20 protein-coding genes are annotated in these 18,956 nt (G+C 66.0%); 9 read left to right on the top strand and 11 right to left on the bottom strand.

Annotated elements, in window-relative coordinates:
* The 9 genes from EF834_RS18305 to EF834_RS12345 form a co-directional block, all read right to left on the bottom strand.
* Positions 1–304, bottom strand: a 304-nt coding sequence (locus EF834_RS18305; RefSeq protein WP_206615262.1) for a hypothetical protein, incomplete at its 3' end; no start/stop codon positions are given.
* Between the two features lie 331 nt (positions 305–635).
* Complete coding sequence (locus tag EF834_RS12310) at positions 636–1,217, bottom strand: hypothetical protein (protein WP_127947516.1); 582 nt, start codon at positions 1,215–1,217, stop codon at positions 636–638.
* A 605-nt stretch (positions 1,218–1,822) separates the two neighbouring features.
* Positions 1,823–2,404: a hypothetical protein gene (locus EF834_RS12315; protein ID WP_127947516.1), complete on the bottom strand. Its 582-nt coding sequence runs from the start codon at positions 2,402–2,404 to the stop codon at positions 1,823–1,825.
* 629 nt (positions 2,405–3,033) lie between these two features.
* A complete protein-coding gene (locus EF834_RS12320) occupies positions 3,034–3,228 on the bottom strand; it encodes a hypothetical protein (RefSeq protein WP_127947517.1) in 195 nt (64 codons plus the stop codon).
* Positions 3,229–3,388: 160 nt separating this feature from the next.
* Positions 3,389–3,733: a hypothetical protein gene (locus EF834_RS12325; protein WP_127947518.1), complete on the bottom strand. Its 345-nt coding sequence runs from the start codon at positions 3,731–3,733 to the stop codon at positions 3,389–3,391.
* Between the two features lie 75 nt (positions 3,734–3,808).
* Positions 3,809–3,994: a hypothetical protein gene (locus tag EF834_RS12330; RefSeq protein ID WP_127947519.1), complete on the bottom strand. Its 186-nt coding sequence runs from the start codon at positions 3,992–3,994 to the stop codon at positions 3,809–3,811.
* A gap of 396 nt (positions 3,995–4,390) precedes the next feature.
* Positions 4,391–5,122 carry an amino acid ABC transporter ATP-binding protein gene (locus EF834_RS12335; RefSeq protein ID WP_127947520.1) on the bottom strand — a complete coding sequence of 244 codons (732 nt, stop codon included), beginning with the start codon at positions 5,120–5,122 and terminating at the stop codon, positions 4,391–4,393.
* A gap of 3 nt (positions 5,123–5,125) precedes the next feature.
* Complete coding sequence (locus EF834_RS12340) at positions 5,126–6,919, bottom strand: ABC transporter substrate-binding protein/permease (protein ID WP_127947521.1); 1,794 nt, start codon at positions 6,917–6,919, stop codon at positions 5,126–5,128.
* 14 nt (positions 6,920–6,933) lie between these two features.
* Entirely contained in the window at positions 6,934–7,728 is a 795-nt protein-coding gene (locus tag EF834_RS12345; RefSeq protein ID WP_127947522.1) for an LLM class F420-dependent oxidoreductase, read from the bottom strand.
* Between the two features lie 119 nt (positions 7,729–7,847).
* Here EF834_RS12345 and EF834_RS12350 point away from each other — a divergent pair, with 119 nt between their 5' ends.
* The 6 genes from EF834_RS12350 (at position 7,848) to EF834_RS12375 (ending at position 13,267) form a co-directional block, all read left to right on the top strand.
* On the top strand, positions 7,848–8,348 hold the full coding sequence (locus EF834_RS12350; protein ID WP_127947523.1) for a nitroreductase family deazaflavin-dependent oxidoreductase: 501 nt from the start codon (positions 7,848–7,850) through the stop codon (positions 8,346–8,348).
* 97 nt (positions 8,349–8,445) lie between these two features.
* Positions 8,446–9,528, top strand: coding sequence for an ABC transporter ATP-binding protein (locus EF834_RS12355; protein WP_127947524.1), 1,083 nt, complete (start codon positions 8,446–8,448; stop codon positions 9,526–9,528).
* Between the two features lie 168 nt (positions 9,529–9,696).
* Entirely contained in the window at positions 9,697–10,983 is a 1,287-nt protein-coding gene (locus EF834_RS12360; protein ID WP_127947525.1) for an ABC transporter substrate-binding protein, read from the top strand.
* Between the two features lie 34 nt (positions 10,984–11,017).
* Positions 11,018–12,091 (top strand): carbohydrate ABC transporter permease, encoded by a 1,074-nt coding sequence (locus tag EF834_RS12365; protein WP_127947526.1) that lies wholly within the window; start codon positions 11,018–11,020, stop codon positions 12,089–12,091.
* Positions 12,091–13,068, top strand: coding sequence for a carbohydrate ABC transporter permease (locus EF834_RS12370; RefSeq protein WP_127947527.1), 978 nt, complete (start codon positions 12,091–12,093; stop codon positions 13,066–13,068). The genes EF834_RS12365 and EF834_RS12370 overlap by 1 nt, the downstream gene beginning before the upstream one ends.
* Before the next feature lies 1 nt (position 13,069).
* Positions 13,070–13,267: a hypothetical protein gene (locus EF834_RS12375; protein ID WP_127947528.1), complete on the top strand. Its 198-nt coding sequence runs from the start codon at positions 13,070–13,072 to the stop codon at positions 13,265–13,267.
* Positions 13,268–13,271: 4 nt separating this feature from the next.
* Here the strand turns inward: EF834_RS12375 and EF834_RS12380 are convergent, their stop codons facing one another.
* Both EF834_RS12380 and EF834_RS12385 read right to left on the bottom strand, forming a co-directional pair.
* The gene (locus tag EF834_RS12380) at positions 13,272–14,039 is read right to left on the bottom strand and encodes a hypothetical protein (RefSeq protein WP_127947529.1); all 768 of its coding nucleotides are present in this window, start codon (positions 14,037–14,039) and stop codon (positions 13,272–13,274) included.
* Complete coding sequence (locus tag EF834_RS12385) at positions 14,036–14,572, bottom strand: RNA polymerase sigma factor (RefSeq protein WP_235871148.1); 537 nt, start codon at positions 14,570–14,572, stop codon at positions 14,036–14,038. The genes EF834_RS12380 and EF834_RS12385 overlap by 4 nt, the downstream gene beginning before the upstream one ends.
* Before the next feature lie 305 nt (positions 14,573–14,877).
* Here EF834_RS12385 and EF834_RS12390 point away from each other — a divergent pair, with 305 nt between their 5' ends.
* The 3 genes from EF834_RS12390 (at position 14,878) to phnC (ending at position 18,956) form a co-directional block, all read left to right on the top strand.
* Positions 14,878–17,037 carry a transglycosylase domain-containing protein gene (locus EF834_RS12390; protein WP_127947531.1) on the top strand — a complete coding sequence of 720 codons (2,160 nt, stop codon included), beginning with the start codon at positions 14,878–14,880 and terminating at the stop codon, positions 17,035–17,037.
* A gap of 255 nt (positions 17,038–17,292) precedes the next feature.
* A complete protein-coding gene (locus EF834_RS12395) occupies positions 17,293–18,186 on the top strand; it encodes a phosphate/phosphite/phosphonate ABC transporter substrate-binding protein (protein WP_127947532.1) in 894 nt (297 codons plus the stop codon).
* A complete protein-coding gene (gene phnC, locus EF834_RS12400) occupies positions 18,183–18,956 on the top strand; it encodes a phosphonate ABC transporter ATP-binding protein (RefSeq protein ID WP_127947533.1) in 774 nt (257 codons plus the stop codon). The genes EF834_RS12395 and phnC overlap by 4 nt, the downstream gene beginning before the upstream one ends.

The following is an 18,956-nucleotide window of genomic DNA, read 5'->3' on the forward strand; positions in this document are numbered from 1 at the left end:
CCGTTCCGTCGTCGGAGCCCAGGCTGCCCGTTCCGTCGTCGGAGCCCAGGCTGCCCGTTCCGTCGTCGGAGCCCAGGCTGCCCGTTCCGTCGTCGGAGCCCAGGCTGCCCGTTCCGTCGTCGGAGCCCAGGCTGCCCGTTCCGTCGTCGGAGCCGTTCGCACCACCAAGGAGTTGTCCTACTGATCCCAACGAGCCCAGCGATTCGTCTAGCGATTCGGTTGAGTGGGCCGGCGCGGCGACAACGGCGGCGAGAAGCGGGGCGGCGAGAACCGCTGCGGCGGTGGCACGTACTGACTTCTTCATCGATTCCTTCTTTCGTCTCATCCCGGACGCGATTCCGCGTGCGGGTTGCTGCGCCGATCGGTATCGAAGAAGGGGAAGCGTGATCGAATCCCCCGGGCAGATCCTGCTGGTACCTGCTTGCCGCTGAAAACTAGCAGGGTCTGAGCGTCTGCATGGGGAAGCGACACGCCGTATGATCCTCCACGTTTCTCGAGAGCGGTCAATGATGCGGGACAGTCTGCGCGGTTCTGCGAGATCTGCTGCGCCATGGGTTCGTCGGCGACGAGGGAGAGAACCCCACTGAACGACCGAAGGCCCCGCCAATCGGCGGGGCCTTCAGTGTGTTTCTGGATCAGCCCAGGAGTCCGCTGAGGATCAGGCCGCCGATGGCCAGGCCGCCGATGGCCACGCTGCCGACGAGCAGGGCGGGGTTGTCCGCCAGGCTGCCTTCGCCGCCCTCAGAGCTGCCGACGCTGCCGGAGGTGTCGTCGTTGGGGACGGTGAACTTGACCGGCTCAGCCGTGGCGTCGACTCCGTCGCTTTCCTCAGTTCCCCAACGCTCGTCGGTATCGGCCGAGTAGCAGGTCCAAGTCGCGACGTAGGTGCCGGCTTCGTCGATGGTCTCCGGATCGGACGTAAAGGTATCGCCGGGGGCGACAATGGGGCGTGCGAGGAGTTCCCGCTCCGCGCCCTCTTCGTCGAGCACGTACCAGATACTGCAGCCCAGGCCCAGCTCTCCGTCGGTGTTGTTGACAATGCTGGCGGTGACATCGTTGCCTTCGACGGCAACGGAGAAGCTGACTGCCTCCTGCGAGCTCGAGTCGGACGAGCCGAGTGAGCCGGTTCCGGCCGCCTGGGCCGGTGCAGCGAACGCGGTGGCAACGAGGGGAGCCGCGAGCAGCGCAACCGCTCCGGTGCGAATGGACTTCTTCATGGGTACTCCTAGGGTTCAACGGACCGCACACGAAGGCATGCGGATATGCGCAGCTGGCTGGCTGGTACTCGGCCACAGAGCCCGATCGGAATCCCCCCGAACAGGTCATTTCGTACCTGCTGTGCTGTTTGAACGTAACACGGTCTTTACGATTGGATGGGCGGAACAACACACCCATTGATCTCACAAGAACAGCTGGTCTGTTATGAAAAGTGCTGTTGCGCTGGAGTGGCAGAGCAGATGTGAGGCTGGTCACAGAGCTGTCGAGGGGGAGTCGACGGCAATACCTGCATCTTGCGGAACCGCGACGCCGCCGGAGGCGATCAGTTCGTCCTGCCCTGGCGGCTTCCGCTGTAGGGGTACGCCGAACATGAGCAGCTGGTTCAATCGTGGCGAGGCGGTCGTGCGGTGTGATTCTGCCCGCCGCAGGTTCCACGATCGACGGACTTGTGTTAGCGGTACTTCGCGGGTCTCGTGGACGGCTTTGTGCGCGGGTAAGTCTCGATGGTCGACGTGTTTCCGCCGCGCGGGCTGCTTACGAATGGAGACCCGACCAAACGGCCGAAGGCCCCGCCGTTCGGCGAGGCCTTCGGTGTGTTTCTGGATCAGCCCAGGAGTCCGCTGAGGATCAGGCCGCCGATGGCCAGGCCGCCGATGGCCACGCTGCCGACGAGCAGGGCGGGGTTGTCCGCCAGGCTGCCTTCGCCGCCCTCAGAGCTGCCGACGCTGCCGGAGGTGTCGTCGTTGGGGACGGTGAACTTGACCGGCTCAGCCGTGGCGTCGACTCCGTCGCTTTCCTCAGTTCCCCAACGCTCGTCGGTATCGGCCGAGTAGCAGGTCCAAGTCGCGACGTAGGTGCCGGCTTCGTCGATGGTCTCCGGATCGGACGTAAAGGTATCGCCGGGGGCGACAATGGGGCGTGCGAGGAGTTCCCGCTCCGCGCCCTCTTCGTCGAGCACGTACCAGATACTGCAGCCCAGGCCCAGCTCTCCGTCGGTGTTGTTGACAATGCTGGCGGTGACATCGTTGCCTTCGACGGCAACGGAGAAGCTGACTGCCTCCTGCGAGCTCGAGTCGGACGAGCCGAGTGAGCCGGTTCCGGCCGCCTGGGCCGGTGCAGCGAACGCGGTGGCAACGAGGGGAGCCGCGAGCAGCGCAACCGCTCCGGTGCGAATGGACTTCTTCATTGACGCTCCTTTAGTCAATCGACCGCGTACAAACGCACACGGCTATTGCGACAGCTGGGTACTGGTATCGGCCGCAGAGCCTGGTCGGATTCCCCCCGACAGGTCTGCAGTGCCACTGGAGATCGGCACGGCCTCAGCTAACCGCTAGAGCCTGGTCGGATTCCCCCCGACAGGTTCTTCTGGTTCCTACTGTGCGAATGAAAGTTAGCACGGCTTCATTAGTTGCTTGGGCGTCGACCGACCCCCAACAAACAACCGCAAGGGGTGGTCGGTGCCGGAAAAGTGCCGTTGTACTGGTATGAATGAGGTAATTGTGAGGCTAATCACATAGGGGCGGCGAACAGTCACCGCCAGTTCATCCTGCACCGGCGGTTCCGGTTGTAGGGATTCGGCGAACTCGCGCAACAGGTTCAACCATGTCGAGCCTTTCGAGCAGTGTGGTTCTGTCCGACAACGGCTTCCACGGCAAAGGGTCTACGTGATCGATGTCTCACGAGTCTCGTGAATGGCGACGTCCGCGTGGGAGTCTTGATGGCTAGCGCGAATTCGGTGCAGCCGCTGCTTGCGAACGGAGACCCGACTGAACGACCGAAGGCCCCGCCGTTGGCGGGACCTTCGGTGTCTTTGCATCAGCCAGCCAAGGCGAGGCCGCCAAGGGCCAGGCCTCCGATGACCACGCTGCCAACGATCAGGCCGCCGGTGACCAGGCTGCCAGTGTCGCCGCTCGAACTGCCGTTGCTGCCAAAGGAAATGGTGAACGGGAAGGGGTGAGCCGTCGGCTCCGTGTCTCCAACTGCTTCCGCTTCGTACAGTCGGTTGAACACGCGTGGTCATTGAGCCTGAGAGTAGTTCCGCACGACGGGGGTGCGTCCGCCGCGGCCATGCAGGTGCCGAACTGACCGACTTCGTAACGGATGGAACCAGATTGAACGGTCGAAGGCGCCGCCGCCGCCGGCGGGGCCTTCGGTTTGTCACTGGATCCGGCTAGCTGAGGAGGCCGAAGGTCAGCCCGCCAAGGGCCAGACCCGCCAGACCCGCCAGGGCTGCGCTGCCGGTTGAGACGCCGGTGCCTTCATCGGGACAGCCACACTCGTTGTCCTGCCCACCCACGGGCACAGCGGGGTCGGTGGCCGGTGTACCAGCCCCCGTCGGCATGGTGCTCCCCGTCGGCAGGGCGCTCGCCAGGGGTAGGCCGAAGCCGCCAGCAATGAGTCCGAGTGCCAGGCTGCCGAGTGCCAGGCTTCCGGTGCTGGCCTCGATGGTGCTCAGCGAGCCCGCGCTGACCTCGATGGTGCTCAGCGAGCTGGTGTTGACCTCGATGGAGTTCAACGAGCCGAACGTGGCGACCGTGACGAGAGAGCCGGTGCCTTCGCCGTCGGTGTCGCCGGGCTCGTGGCCGTGGTCTTAGCCGTGGCCGTTGTCGCGGTCGCGGTGGCCGTAGCCGCGTCCATCCGACTTCTCGGTGGACTGCGTGGCCTGGACACCAGGCTTCACCGGCGTGGCGCTCGCCTGGGCGATGCCGAAGCCGCCGGCGACGAGGCTGAGGGTAGCGGCGACACCAATCAGCCGCTTACGGACGGAATGAGACAAGAAGTCCTCCTGAAGTGCAGTGCTGGGTTTCCTCCCGACTGCGAGCCCCCCGGCCGACATGGGTGCATCGGCACCCGCGGCGCCGGGAAGCTTACAGGGGAACGTATTCCGTGCACGTCGAGATTTCCGAATGCGTCTCGGTACCTTGCCGTCTTCGATGACCGTGTGCACGACCGATGGGTCGGGCGCAGTGGCGGAAGCATCCAGCGACGAGGAAATCCATCAGGACTGGATTGTTCTGCTCGGTGGCCGCAAAGACCAGGCGAGATTCAAAAACGTCTTACTACAATGTGTCTGGCCCAGCCTTGCACCACACCACCACCATGGGCACCAGAGTTGCTGACCGAATTACCGCCGTATTCCTCTACCGGTGTCCGTCTTGATATCTAACGGTGGCTAGAGAACCTCTGACAAGAAGCTCTGCAGCCGAGGGGTTTCGGGATTGTCGAAGAGCTGTTCCGGCACCCCGGATTCGACGACCGCACCGTGGTCCATGAACACGACCGTGTCCGACACCGACCGCGCGAATCCCATTTCGTGGGTGACCACCACCATCGTCATGCCACCCTTTGCGAGGTCACTCATCAGCGCCAGCACACCCTTGACCAGTTCGGGATCGAGCGCCGAAGTCGCCTCGTCGAAGAACATGATTTGTGGTTCCATCGCGAGCGCGCGGGCGATTGCGACGCGCTGCTGCTGCCCGCCGGAGAGATTCCCCGGACGTGAGTCGGCCTTGTTCGTCAGGCCGACGAGTTCGAGTTGGTCGAGTGCGACCTGGCGGGCCGCGTCCTTCGACATCTTCTTGAGCTTGCGTGGACCCAGCGCGATGTTGTCGGCGACGGTGCGGTGCGGGAAAAGATTGAAGTGTTGGAACACCATGCCGATTCGCTGCCGCAGCTGGTCTGGGTTGTCCCGCAGCACCGATCGGTCGTCGAGGAGGACGTCGCCCGCGTCGGGTTCGTGCAGTCGGTTGAGCACCCGCAGCAGTGTCGACTTCCCCGACCCCGACGGCCCGATCACAGTGACGGTCTTGCCGGCGTCGACGTGCACATCGACCCCGCGCAGCACCCTGTTGGACCCGAAGGCCAGGTGCAGTCCGGTGCCGGTGAGGGAGACGGAATCGGTCACGGGTCAGCCTCTCTCCACGACGATGGCCTGGTCGAGCTCGTCGAGCGTGCCTTTGTCGGGGCGTCCGTGCCGCAGGCGCCGGTCGATGTAGTTCACCAGGTGTGTCAGCGGGATTGTCAACGCCAGGTAGAACAGTCCGGCGGCGACGAGCGGCGACAGGTTTCCGGTTTGTGCGTTGAGGTCGCGCCCGACGGCGAACAGTTCCCGCTGGGTGGCGAGCAGCCCCAGGAAGTAGATCAGAGACGAGTCCTTGATCAGGGAGATGAACTGGTTCACCAGGGCCGGCAGCACCCGTCGTACACCCTGCGGGACGACGACGAGTGCCATCGAGCGTCGGTACGAAAAGCCGAGGGCGCGAGCAGCTTCCATCTGGCCGGGCTCGACGCTCTGGATGCCGGAGCGGAAGATCTCACCGATGTACGCGGCCGCCAGCAGTGACAGCGCGGCCGCACCCAGCCAGTACGGGTTGTTACCGGTCAGCCCCTGGACCACCGGACCCACGCCCAGGCCGACGATCAGGATGATCACCACCGCGGGCAGGCCGCGGAAGATGTCGGTGTAGACCCGAGCGGGCCAGCGGAGCCAGCGGGTACGGGAGATGCCGGCGACGGCGAGGAACATGCCGATCACCGTGCCGGCGATGCCCGACGTCAGCGCCAGGATCAGTGTGTTCGGCAGGCCGGTTCGCAGCAGGTCCGGGAAGGCCCGCTGGTACAGCTCCCAGTTGAAGAACGTCTCACCGAGTTGCTGCAGTGTCGACTTCGATTGTGCTGTAGATGGTTCGGTGGTGGCCGGCCTCTGCGCGGCGAGGGCCGCGAAGTCCGGCAGCTCAGGGGTGGGTGCGGCCTTACTGCCCGGCTTCCATCCAGTCGGTAGCTCCCGCGGCACCCATTCCGAGTAGAGCTGCGACCAGGTCCCGTCGGCGATCACGGCGTCGAGTCCGGAATTGAGCGCATCGACGAGTGGTTGGTCGTCCTTCGCGACCGCCCAGCCCATGTAGTTGTCGAGGCTGAAGGTGTTCTGCACGATCGTGGTCGGATCGCCGGGAACGACCGCGCCCTCGGCCTGCTGCGACGGCGCCACCCACGCATCGATCTGTCCGGTCTTGAGGCTTGCGTACGCGGTGTTGTAGTCGGGGAACTGCACCGGGACTATTCCGAGGGTGTTGGTGACGTAGTCGTCCTGCACCGTCCCCTGCACGACGCCGATTCGCATGGACGAGTTCAAGTCCGAGAATCCCTCGATGGGGCTGCCATTCGGCACGACGAGCGCGTGATAGCCGAAGTCGTAGCCGTTGGTGAAGTCGACCGTCTGGCGTCGGGCGTCGGTGGTGACGATCGAGGACGATCCGACGTCGAAGCGATGGCCCGCCACCTGGGCGAGGAGTCCGGCGAAGTCGGTGCCTACGAACTCGACCTGCAGTCCGAGCTTCGCGGCGACCGCCCGCAGTAGTTCGTTGTCGAAGCCGGTGAACACGTGCTGCGAGTTGACGCAGACGCTCGGCGGCGCGTCCGACAGCGTCCCCACGGTGAGCGTGCCGGGTTTGATGAGGTTCAGCCTCGAGGTATCGATGGCGCTGAGCGGCAGCGTGTCCGGGGTCGTGTACGTGTCCTCACCAGCGGTGGCGGTGTCCAGGTTGGTCGGCTGCGCGGTGGCACTGTCGACACCGGGCGGTGCGCACAGGTCGGTCGGCGCCGACGTGTTGCGTCCGGGCGAGCACGCCGCGAGCGCGAGCACGGGCAGTAACACGACCAGCACCGCCACCGCGCGGAACCGGGAGGCAGCGGGGGCGGTCATGGGGATCCTCGGAGCTACGCGAGTCCGGACAACTGCGGCGGTGTGCTCTCGTCGCGCCACGCGACTGCCTCACGGAGCGTGGTGAGGTCGTAGTCGGGTCCGCTGGAATGGGGGGTGAACAGGGTGACGCCGGCGCCGACGTACGCCGACGCGAGTTCTGCTCCTGGCCACCACGTGGAACGTTCGATCTCGAGCGGGTCCCGCTGCACGTCCCCGCAGTGCTCCCCGAGGATCGCCGACTTGCGGACGAACTCGTCCCGCTCGCTGTACCCGTGCCAGATGTCGGCGTACTCGGCGACCAGACGTAGCGTCTTCTTCTCGCCGCTACCGCCGATGAGGATCGGAATACGCCTTGTCGGGGCAGGATTGAGCTTGCCGAGCCGGGATGTGATGCGCGGCAGATACTCCCCGAGAAGCCTCAGCCTCGATCCCGGGGTGCCGAACTCGTAGCCGTAGGAGTCGTAGTCCTTCTCATACCAGCCGGAGCCGAGGCCGAGGATGAGCCGCCCGCCGCTGATGTGATCGACGGTGCGAGCCATGTCCGCCAGCAGGTCCGGGTTGCGGTAGGCCGCGCAGCTCACCAGTGCGCCGATCTCGACACGCTCGGTCTGCTCGGCCCACGCGCCCAGCATCGTCCAACACTCGAACTGCGCGCCATCCGTATCGCCGAAGAGGGGGTAGAAGTGGTCCCAGGTGAATACGACGTCGGCGCCGGCGTCCTCCGCGCGCAACACGGCATCGCGGATCTTGCGGTAGTCGGGGGCGTGCTGGGGCTGCAACTGGATGCCGATACGCACGGGACGGGTCATGCGGAACTCCCCTTTTGTGACGCCTTTTGCACCGGGACTCTCATGTCACCGTATCCCTGTGATCGACGTGTTGCACCGGTGGTTGGTGCAGCCTACGGATGGTGGAGCAAACTGAACCTATGAAGATCACCTCGCGTCCCGCCCCGCCGACAGGCTGGAAGCGTCGGTTTCTTCGCATGCCCATCACCCTGTACCGGTGGCATCTCGGGTGGCTGCTCGGCCACCGGTTCCTTCTTCTCGAGCACGTCGGCCGTCGCAGCGGGCAGACCAGGCAGGTCGTTCTCGAACTCGTCAACCACGACGAGGTCGGGCGCGGTACCGGCGCTCCGGACGGGTACGTCGTCGCAGCTGGGTTCGGGACGAAGTCGGACTGGTTCCGCAACCTCGAGGCGCATTCGCGGGGGCGGGTCCAGGTGGGACGCCGACGGGCCACCGTCGAGGCGGAGTTCCTGGACTCCGACGCCGGTGGCGACCTGATGGCGCACTACGGCCGTGTCCACCCGAAATTAGCCGTTCGGCTGTGTGCGACCATCGGCTTCGAGGTCGACGGCAGTGAGGCCGACTACCGGGAGGCGGGTCGAAAGATTCGGTTCGTGCGGCTGCGGCCGGTGCGAGGGTGATGATTTGGACACTTCGGGCGCTTATGCTGTCCGCACCCCTGTCCACCCTGACTCGGATCGTCCGGCACGTTCCTGCCGGTGAAGGGACCGCTCCTAGATGGCTTCGGTGACGTTCGACAAGACCACGTGCCTGTTCCCGGGTGCGACGACCCCCGCGGTCGACAAGCTGGATCTGCACATCGAGGACGGCGAGTTCCTCGTGCTCGTCGGCCCGTCGGGCTGCGGCAAGTCCACGTCGCTGCGCATGCTCGCCGGTCTCGAGGAGGTATACGACGGGCGCATCCTCATCGGCGACCAGGACGTGACCGCCCAGGAGCCCAAGCAGCGCGACATCGCGATGGTCTTCCAGAACTACGCGCTGTATCCGCACATGTCGGTAGCGGAGAACATGGGTTTTGCCCTCAAGCTCTCCAAGACACCCAAGGCCGAGATCAAGAGCCGCGTGCAGGAGGCGGCGAGGATGCTCGACCTCGAGCCGTACCTGGGTCGCAAGCCCAAGGCGCTCTCCGGCGGCCAGCGACAGCGCGTCGCAATGGGCCGGGCCATCGTCCGGCAGCCGCAGGTGTTCCTGATGGACGAGCCGCTGTCGAACCTCGACGCCAAACTGCGGGTACAGACCCGCACCCAGATTGCGCAGCTGCAACGGCGGCTCGGCACCACCACCGTCTACGTCACCCACGACCAGGTCGAGGCCATGACGATGGGCGACCGGGTCGCGGTGCTCGCGGGCGGCATCCTGCAACAGTGCGCCCCGCCTCGCGAGCTCTACAGTCGCCCGGTCAACCAGTTCGTCGCCGGTTTCATGGGCTCGCCGTCGATGAACATGCTGACGTTGCCGGTCGCGGAGGCCGGGGTCGTGCTCGGTGAGACGGTCATCCCGGTTTCCCGTGAAACCCTCACCGAGATCCCCGAGGGCCAGGTCGTCCTAGGCATCCGGCCCGAGCACCTCGAGCCTGCCCCGAACGGTGAGGGCATCCCGATGGAGGTCGACGTGGTCGAAGAACTCGGTGCCGACGCCTTCGTGTACGGCCGTACCGGTTTGGGCGGGCCGGGCGAGCATCAGCTGATAGCCCGGGCCGACTGGCGCAACCCGCCGCCTCGCGGCGCGCGGATAAACCTGCACGTCGACCCGTCCGAGGTGCATCTGTTCTCGGTCACCGACGGCAGACGAATCGGGTGAGCCCTACCGATCCAGTGTGTGGGTAAAGCTGATCCAGTGTGGGGGTAATGACCGAAGTCGGTCCCGAGTCGTGCCAGAGTAGGCAGGGACATACGTCACAGTCCGGCGGCGAGCACGTCCGCAGCGTCCCAGCGCCGGGACCGGATACGTCTATCTGAAAGGTGAACCATGCGTTCTTTCAATACCCGTTCGCGGGTAGTGGTCGCGGCTTCGGCTGTGGCGCTGCTCGCGCTCGCCGGTTGCGCGAGCGACAACGGTGGCGGCAGTACCAGCGCTGACGAAGCTGCGACGCAGAACCTCGATGGCCGCGGCCCGATCACGTTCGCGATGGGCAGGAACGACACCGACAAGCTGCAGCCGGTGATCGAGAAGTGGAATGCGGCGCACCCGGACGAGCAGGTGTCGTTGATGGAGCTGCCCGGTGAGGCCGACGACCAGCGCAACAGGTTGGAGCAGTCGCTGCAGGCCGGCAACGACGACTACGACGTGATGGCGCTCGACGTGGTCTGGACCGCGGGCTTTGCCGCGAACGGCTGGCTGCAGCCGCTCGAGGGTGATCTCGCGATCGACACTGCCCCGCTGTTGCCGGCCACCGTCGAGTCCGCCACATACCGCGGCACGCTGTACGCGGCTCCGCAGAACACCAACGCGCAGCTGCTGTACTACCGCACCGACCTGATGCCGGAGGCCCCCGCGAACTGGAACGCGCTCACGGACAGCTGCCAGGTTGCCCAGGAGAACGGTGTCCAGGACTGCATGATCACCCAGCTCAAGCTGTACGAGGGCCTGACCGTCAACGCCACGCAGTTCATCAACTCGTGGGGAGGCGCAGTCGTCGGAGAGGACGGCAGCACGCCCGAGGTCGAGTCGCCGGAGTCGAGGGCGGGTCTGCAGGCCTTGGTCGACGCCTACCAGGGTGGCCAGATCGCTGAGCGCTCGATCGGCTTCACCGAGGAGGAGACCAACCTCGCGTTCGTCGGCGGCGAGGCGATGTACGCCTACAACTGGCCGTACATGTGGGACAACGCTCAGGCCGATGAATCGGCTGTGAAGGGCAACGTCGGTGTGGCACCGATCGTCGGCCCGAACGGTGCCGGCGCTTCCACGCTGGGCGGCTACAACAACGGCATCAACGTGTTCTCCGAGAACAAGGCGACCGCGCGTGACTTCATCGAGTTCATCCAGAACGACGAGAACCAGATGGCCTTCGCGGACGAGTCGTTCCCGCCGGTCCTGGCGTCGGTCTACGATGATCCGGCGCTGGTCGCGCAGTACCCGTACCTGCCTGCGCTGAAGACGGCTCTCGAGAACGCCCAGCCGCGTCCGGTCACGCCCTTCTACACCGGGGTCTCCAAGGCCGTCCAGGACAACACCAGCGCGGCACTGAACGGCGACGTCACGGTTGATCAGGCGACTGCCGACATGACCGCGGCGATCAATAACGCCGTCCAGTAGGCAAGTCCGAATACGAGAGATCGGGTAACGCACGATGGCTGACTCTGCTGAGCTGAGGCGAGCAGACGAGGCCCGCGCCGTGGTCGGGGTCGACGACTCCGACCACGGCGGTCGCGCTCCAGGGCGCACGGGTCACGATGACGAAAAACGGACGATCATTCCGCGTCGTAAACGCGACTTCCGGCCGATCTGGTTGATCGCTCCGACGATGGCGATCCTGGCCGTCGTCATCGTGTACCCGGTCATCCGGGCGGTGTACCTGTCGTTCCAAGCGAACAGGGGCATCGATCCCAACACCGGCCGCTTCGTCGACGGCGGGTTTGCCGGGTTCAAGAACTACCTGCTGTGGCTCGTGCAGGACTGCGGCGGGGGCGCGGGGACGTGTCCCCCCGGCACCCTGGCCCACGATTTCTGGTCCGCCGTGGGCGTCACGTTCTTCTTCGCCGTCGTCACGGTCACGATCGAGGTGATTCTCGGTCTGTGGATGGCGACGGTCATGGGCAAGACTTTCTGGGGTCGGTCGCTGCTGCGCGCGAGCGTGCTGATCCCCTGGGCCATCCCGACCGCGGTCACCGCGAAGCTGTGGTTCTTCATCTTCGCCGAGAACGGCATCGCGAACCGTCTGCTCGGCACCAGCATCGCGTGGACCACCGACCCGTGGGCTTCGCGGTTCGCGGTCATCATCGCCGACGTTTGGAAGACGACGCCGTTCATGGCGCTGCTCATCCTCGCTGGCTTGCAGATGATCCCGCAGGACGTCTACGAAGCCGCGAAGGTCGACGGCGCCAGCGCATGGCAGCGGTTCACCAAGATCACACTGCCGCTGGTCAAGCCGGCCCTCATGGTGGCGGTACTCTTCCGCACCCTCGACGTCCTCCGCATGTACGACCTGCCCGCGATCCTGTCCGGCACGTCTGGTGCGGCGCCGAACACGACAATGGCGATCCTGGTGATGGCCGACATCCGCCAGGGCAACTTCCAGAGCGCATCGGCGCTGTCGACGGTGGTGTTCCTGATGATCTTTGCCGTCGCGTTCGTGATCGTGAAGTTCCTCGGCGCCAATGCCGTGCGTACTCAGGACGAGCAGCGGAAGGGAGCTGATCACTGATGGGACGTCACAACAAGCCCCAGGACTTCGACAGCCCCGGTGCTCTTGTCGAGCCGGTGCCCATGTCCGCGGCGCCCGTGGCCGTCTCCGCGCCGCCTGATGCACCCGAGCAGGGGGCGACGGCTCAGATCAAGCCACGGCGTCGCACCGACCGCGCGAAGCTGACCCGCACGTACCTCGGGGTCGCGATCATCCTGATCTGGGGATTGGCGCCGTTCTATTGGATGGTCGTCACCGCATTTCGCCAGGTCGAGTACACCTTCGACACCACGCCGTGGCCGACGCACGTCACGCTCGACAACTTCCGTGCCGCGCTGGCCACGGACAAGGGCAACGACTTCCTCGCCGCGATCTTCAACAGCCTCATAATCGGTGCGGTGACGACGGCCGTCGGTCTACTGCTCGGTGTGTTCGCGGCCTACGCACTCGCACGCATCGAGTTCCGCGGCAAGTACGTCGTCACCGGCATCATCCTCGGCGCGTCGATGTTCCCGACCGTCGCGCTCATGACGCCGCTTTTCCAGCTGTTCGGCGACTTCGGCTGGATCGGGCAGTACCAGGCCCTGATCATCCCGAACATCTCGTTCGTGCTGCCGCTGACGATCTACACTCTCACCGCGTTCCTGTCGGATCTGCCGTGGGAACTCGAGGAGGCCGCCCGGATCGACGGCGCCAGCCGGCTCCAGGCGTTCCGCCTGGTGATCCTGCCGTTGGCCGCGCCGGCCCTGTTCACGACCGCGATCCTTGCGTTCATCGCGACGTGGAACGAGTTCATGCTCGCGAGCCTGCTGTCGACCGAGAGCACCGAACCGGTCACCGTCGCGATTGCCCGCTTCGCAGGCGCCAACTCGTGGGAGCAGCCGTACGCGGCGATCATGGCGGCCGGCACGATCGTGACGATCCCGCTGGTGATCATGGTCCTCGTGTTCCAGCGTCGCATCGTGTCGGGCCTGACCGCGGGCGGCGTGAAGAGCTGACATGCCGCCCGGCAGGCCGTCGCGGGGACGTCAGCCCCTCGAGATGCTCATCGGCATCCTCGGGTTCTTCACGTTCATGGCGTTCGTCGCCGCGGTCGTTCCGATCGTGCGCGGCGAGCCATCTGTCACGGCATCGCTGGTGCTACTGGCATGTGTCGTGCTCCTGGGCGGCGTGATCGTCCTGCATCGACGCAGCTGATCGATCAGAAGTGCGGCCCGATCTCGAAGCTGTCGACGATCGTCCCGTCGGCGGCGTATCCGGTGAAGATCGGTCGGGGACTGCCGGGCGAGGGTATCGGGAACCAGCCGAAGAAGCTGCCGTCCGCGAGGATGGTCGAAAGCACCTGCCCAGTGCTCGTGCGTATGTCGGCACGCACCGCCGTTCCCGCGGCTGCGTCGTAGGTCACCACATTCGGAAGCACCTCACCGCCGCCACCATCGCCGAAAGTGCTCGCGACAAATGTGCCGGAACCGTCGCCCAGCGCGCGTGCACCTTCGGGTCCCTGTCTGCACCTGCTGCCCAGGCCTGTGAACTCCGACGGACCTGGCAGTGCCGCGCTGGCGGAGCTCTCGAACACCGCGGCGAGGCACCGTTGGCTGCCCGCACCGTGCGCCACGAGGACGCTGAACACGGTGCCATCCGGTCCGGGGATGGACCCGATCCGCTCGGCGGCAGCCGGATCCACGGCGGTACTGCCCGGTCCGGGGGTTTTCCAGTAGTAGTAGTGGTCGACGAACGCCGTGGGGATCAGGCCGGTGGCGGCGGCCGCGCCGATGCCACCGACGGTGAACAGCGCCGCGGCCAGGGTCACCGCGCCCACCCGCCCGGACCGCACCGGGGGAGCCACCGGCTCGGCGGTGGTCGCCATGATGCGGGCGCGCTCGGTGGCCTGCAGGTGCTCGGGCCACAACTTCTCGGTCCCGGCGCCCGGCCGCATCGCTTCGAGCGTTCTCAGCAGGTCCTTCGTCATCGGATGCTCCTCGGTTCGGGGGCGACCCGCAGCGGGGCCGGGGCGGCGGATTCGGTGGTCTGCGGGGTCTGAGGGGTCTGCAGGCGTCGCCTGGCACGAAACAGCCGTACGTGCACGGCGGGGACGGAACACCCCATGACGCGGGCCGCCTCGGCGGCGGTCACGCCGTCCCAGGCGGTCAGCAAGAGGACCTCGCGTTCCACGTCGGTGAGCGCTGCCAGGGCCGCGAGGACCTCGGCACGGTCGGTGACGGCCACGTCGGCGCCCGGGGCGGACCCGGCGAGGCGCTCGATGCGGGCCATCTTCTCCGTTAACGCGTCGCGCCTACGGTCGCCGCGACGGTGGTTGGACATGATGTTGCGAGCGACCACCAGCAGCCAGGGCAGTGCCTGGTCCGGAACGTCTTGCAGCCGCCTCCACGCCACCAGGAAGGTCTCGGAGACCACCTCCTGCGCGGTGTGATGGTCGACGTGTCGGCAGGCGTACGCGAACACCCGCCCGGCACAGACGTCCCATATCTCGGTGAACCGCACCCTGTCCCCCGGCTCCGAGTCCCCCGGCTCTGATGGTCTCGGTTGTTCCTCTCCCATACCAAGGAGTGTCCGGCGGTAGTGGGTTTCTTACTTCAAAGCCCCTTCGGTTCCTGTACTTCCGACTCCTGGTCCGAGGAGTGCGTGTCGAGGGCCAGTGGCGCCGCGAATACCTGGTCCTTTGTTGCCTCTGCGGCCCCCGACGTGCCGAGCGCGTCGCAGGGTGGGACCATCGGGGGACGACCGGATTCGGCTGATCCCGGTTGGGACTCGGTCGGATCGCAAATTGCGGACCGGAAGTCGTGCGTGTGAGTTCCACGAGCAGCCCGAAACCCGAAAAAGCCGAGTCGCCCGCGCGGGGGTCGCCATCCCGCCGCATCGTCGTGCGCATCCTTGCGGTGCTCTTCATCGTGCCGATCGTGCTGGCCGGTGCAGCCTATCTGCTGGTCGACGTCCCCAGCCCCGCGGAGATGCGGTCCAAACAGGTGGCCACGATCCTCGCCTCCGACGGTTCGACGGTCGTCGCGAAGGTGGTTCCACCGGAAGGGAACCGGACCGAGGTCCCGCTCGACGCCGTCCCCGGGTATGTCCGGAATGCGGTGCTGTCGGCGGAGGACCGTGACTTCTACTCGAATCCCGGGTACTCGATCTCGGGGTTCCTACGCGCCGTCCGGGACAACCTGCTGGGCCGCGAGAGCGCCGGCGGCGGCTCGACGATCACGCAGCAGTACGTCAAGAACGCGCTCGTCGGCACCGACCGCAGTATGGTCCGCAAGGCCCGTGAGCTGGTGGTGTCGGCGAAAATGACGCGGCAGTGGTCCAAGGACGAGATTCTCGACGCCTACCTCAACACCATCTACTTCGGGCGCAACGCGTACGGGATCGGGGAGGCGGCGCACGCGTTCTTCGGCAAGCCCGTCGACCAACTGACCCTCGCCGAGGGCGCCGTGCTGGCCGCGGTGATCCAGCGCCCGTCCGCGCTCGATCCCGACACCGACCCCCGCGGGCTGACGGCGCGGTGGAACTACGTGCTCGACGGCATGGTCGAAATGGGAGTGCTGACGGCGACCGAACGGGCGGACACCGAATTCCCGCGGGTGCTACCGGAGGCGCCGTCGGCGCCGTCCGAGGTCGCGCCCGGCCCGGAGGGGCTGATCCGGACTCAGGTGGCGCGGGAGCTCGAGGCGGCGGGAATCAGCGAACGTGAACTCGACACCGGTGGGCTGCGGATCACCACCACGATCGACGCGACGGCCCAGCAGGCCGCGGTGGACGCGGTCGATCGCACCCTCGACGGCCAGCCCGACCGATTGCGCGCGGCCGTCGTGTCGATCGACCCGCACTCGGGTGCGGTGCGCGCGTACTACGGCGGCGCCGACGGCGCCGGGTTCGACTTCGCGCAGGCCGGGTTGCAGACGGGTTCGGCGTTCAAGGTGTTCGGCGCGATCGCGGCCCTCGAGGACGACGTGCCGCTGACCACGCAGTTCAGCAGCGCGCCGCTTACTGTTGGCGATCTGACCATCGAGAACGTCGACGGGGCGACCTGCGGAACGTGCAGTCTCGCGGTGGCGCTCGAGCGGTCGCTGAACACCAGCTACTATCGGTTGACGCTGTCGATGCCGGACGGCGCGCAGAAGATCGCCGACGCCGCCCACCGGGCGGGGATACCCAAGCGGATCCCCGGTCTCGACCATGAAACGCTCACTCAGTTCGGTGGCCCCCCGGAGACGGGAATCGTGTTGGGCCAGTATCAGACTCGACCGATCGACATGGCCTCGGCGTACGCGACGCTGGCCGACTCGGGCCGGTTCCACGAGCCGTACTTCGTCCAGAAGGTGGTCGACGGCGACGGCCGGGTGCTGCTCGAGCGGGGACCGACCGACGGCGAGCGACGGATCGACCCGGACATCGCCGAGTCCGTGACACGGGCGATGATCCCCATCGCGGCCTACTCGAACAACCACGGCCTGGCCGGCGGGCGCCCGTCGGCCGCGAAGACAGGCACGGCACAGTTGGGTGACACCGGCGAGAACAAGGACGCCTGGATGGTGGGCTTTACGCCGTCGCTCTCGACCGCGGTGTGGGTAGGTACCGGGGACGGCTCGGCCATCGAAACTAGTTGGGGTGGACAGGTATACGGATCCGGTCTGCCGTCGGACATCTGGAAGGAGACGATGGACGGAGCGCTGGCGGGTACACCGAACGAACAGTTGGCGGGATCGAGTGCATCTGCCGGGAACGGGAGTTCGTTCGGCACCGACGATCGGGGCTATCCCAGCCAGGCGCCGACACGACAGCGACCGGTGGAGACCGATCAGGACGAGGATCTCGAGCGGACCGCCCCTCCGCGCACCATCCCGCAGCCGCGGGAGCCCGTCCCGTCACCGCGGGCGCCGGCTCCTCCTCCCGCATCCCCGGTCCCGGGGATCGAGGTCCTCCCTGGCGTGATCATTCCACTGCCGGGCTGAGTTCGATTCGGTGAGTGAGAAACTCTGGGCAGTCCACACCAGCTTCGAGACAGCTCCAGAGCTTCAACAAGATCAAACGGATAGCACCACCCATCGATGTTGTCGATGGATGTCATCGGGCGCACGCTGTCTGTTCACTTTACGTTCCCCGCAGCGAATCCCGGCTGCAACGCTCCGCTGTCTACTCTTCGTAACCGTGTGGACTGCAAAGTGCAGGCATGGCCGCGTCGTGGGCGCGGAGAAGGGTGACTCCTGATGGGAATCAGTAACTTTCGGCGCAACAAGGTAGTCGCCGGGGTGATCGCTCTGCTGGCGCTGCCACTCGTGGCGTGCGGCGTCTCGAGCAACGAACCGACCGAGACCATCCGGTTGGGCCTCTCCCCCGATGAAGACTCGGCGGCGGTGCTGGCCAAGTACGAACCGCTCGTCGAGTACTTGAGTGATGCCACCGGTCTCAAGGTTGAGCCTTACGTCGGAGCCGACTATACGGCTGTCATCGAGGCACTGAACTCGGGCCACCTCGACATGGCCTGGTTCGGCCCCTCGGAGTATGTGCTTGCCACTCAGCGGGTCCAGGGTGGCGTCGAGCCGTTTGCATCGGCCGTCCAAACCGACGACAGTATGCCGTACCGCTCGAGCTTCGTGGTGCGCTCCGACTCGGGCATCGACGGGCCCGAAGACTTCCAGGGCAAGGTCATCGCGTTCACCGACCCGGCGTCGACCTCCGGACACGTCTTCGGCCAATATGCGCTCGCCGAAGCCGGCTACGACGTCAACAGCCTTTTCTCGCAGGTCGTGTACTCGGGCAGTCACGATGCCTCTCTACTCTCGCTCCTGAACGGGCGGGTCGACGTCGCAGCCATCTCGAGTCGCAAGGTCCCCGGGTTCATCAGGACCGGAGTCGCCGGTCCCGATGAGATCAAGATTGTCCTCGAATCCGAAGAGATTCCCGCAGACCCGATCACCTACCGTCCCGACCTTCCGGAGCAGACCAAGGAACTGCTTCGGCGCGCGTTCCTCGACGAGACCCCCGCGCTGTCCGCCGCCCTGGAGGGAACCGGCTTCGCCTCGTTCGGAAGTGTCAACGACTCCGACTACGACGTGGTCCGCACCGCCTACAAGGTGTCCGGCCTGGAGCCCGAGCTATGACCGGCGCCGGTGAGGCCGTCAGCTTCCGCGACGTCCACCTGACCTACACGCAGAAGGACGAGGCGGTCCTGCGCGGTGTCAACCTCGAGATTCCAGCGTCGGACTTCTGCATCTTGTTGGGCCGCAGCGGCACAGGGAAATCGACGTTGCTGCGCTGCATCAACGGGCTCGTCGCGCCCTACCAGGGCACGGTCTCCGTCGGCGGTGAAGAGGTGCACACCACCCACCGGAACGCGTTACGAAACATTCGCCGCAAGGTCGGCATGATCTTCCAGGGATACAACCTCGTCAACCGGCTCACCGTCATGCACAACGTGCTGGCCGGAATCCTTCCGGATGTACCCGCCTACCGAGCGATCCCAGGGATCTTCACCACGGGGGAGCGTGAGCAGGCGCTGTCGCTCCTCGACACTGTGGGGCTGGCGAACTACGCCAACCATCGTGCGGACCAACTCAGTGGTGGGCAGAAGCAGCGGGTCGGAATCGCCCGAGCGCTCGCGCAGAACCCCAAGGTGATCCTTGCGGACGAGCCGATTGCGAGCCTCGACCCGGTGACGGCGGCCGAGATTCTCGACCTGCTCAAGAGAATCAACGAACGCGACGGCATCACGGTCGTGCTGAGCCTGCATCAGCTGAATTTCGCGCGCACCTACGGTGAGCGGATCGTCGCGCTCCTGGACGGCCGGATCGGGATCGATACCACTCCCGCCGGGCTTTCGGAGGGTGAGGTAGACCGAATCTACGGCCGAGGTGTGGAGAAGGCGGCCTGA

The organism is Rhodococcus spongiicola, assembly GCF_004011835.1.
In the GTDB taxonomy this organism is placed as follows: Bacteria; Actinomycetota; Actinomycetes; order Mycobacteriales; family Mycobacteriaceae; genus Prescottella; species Prescottella spongiicola.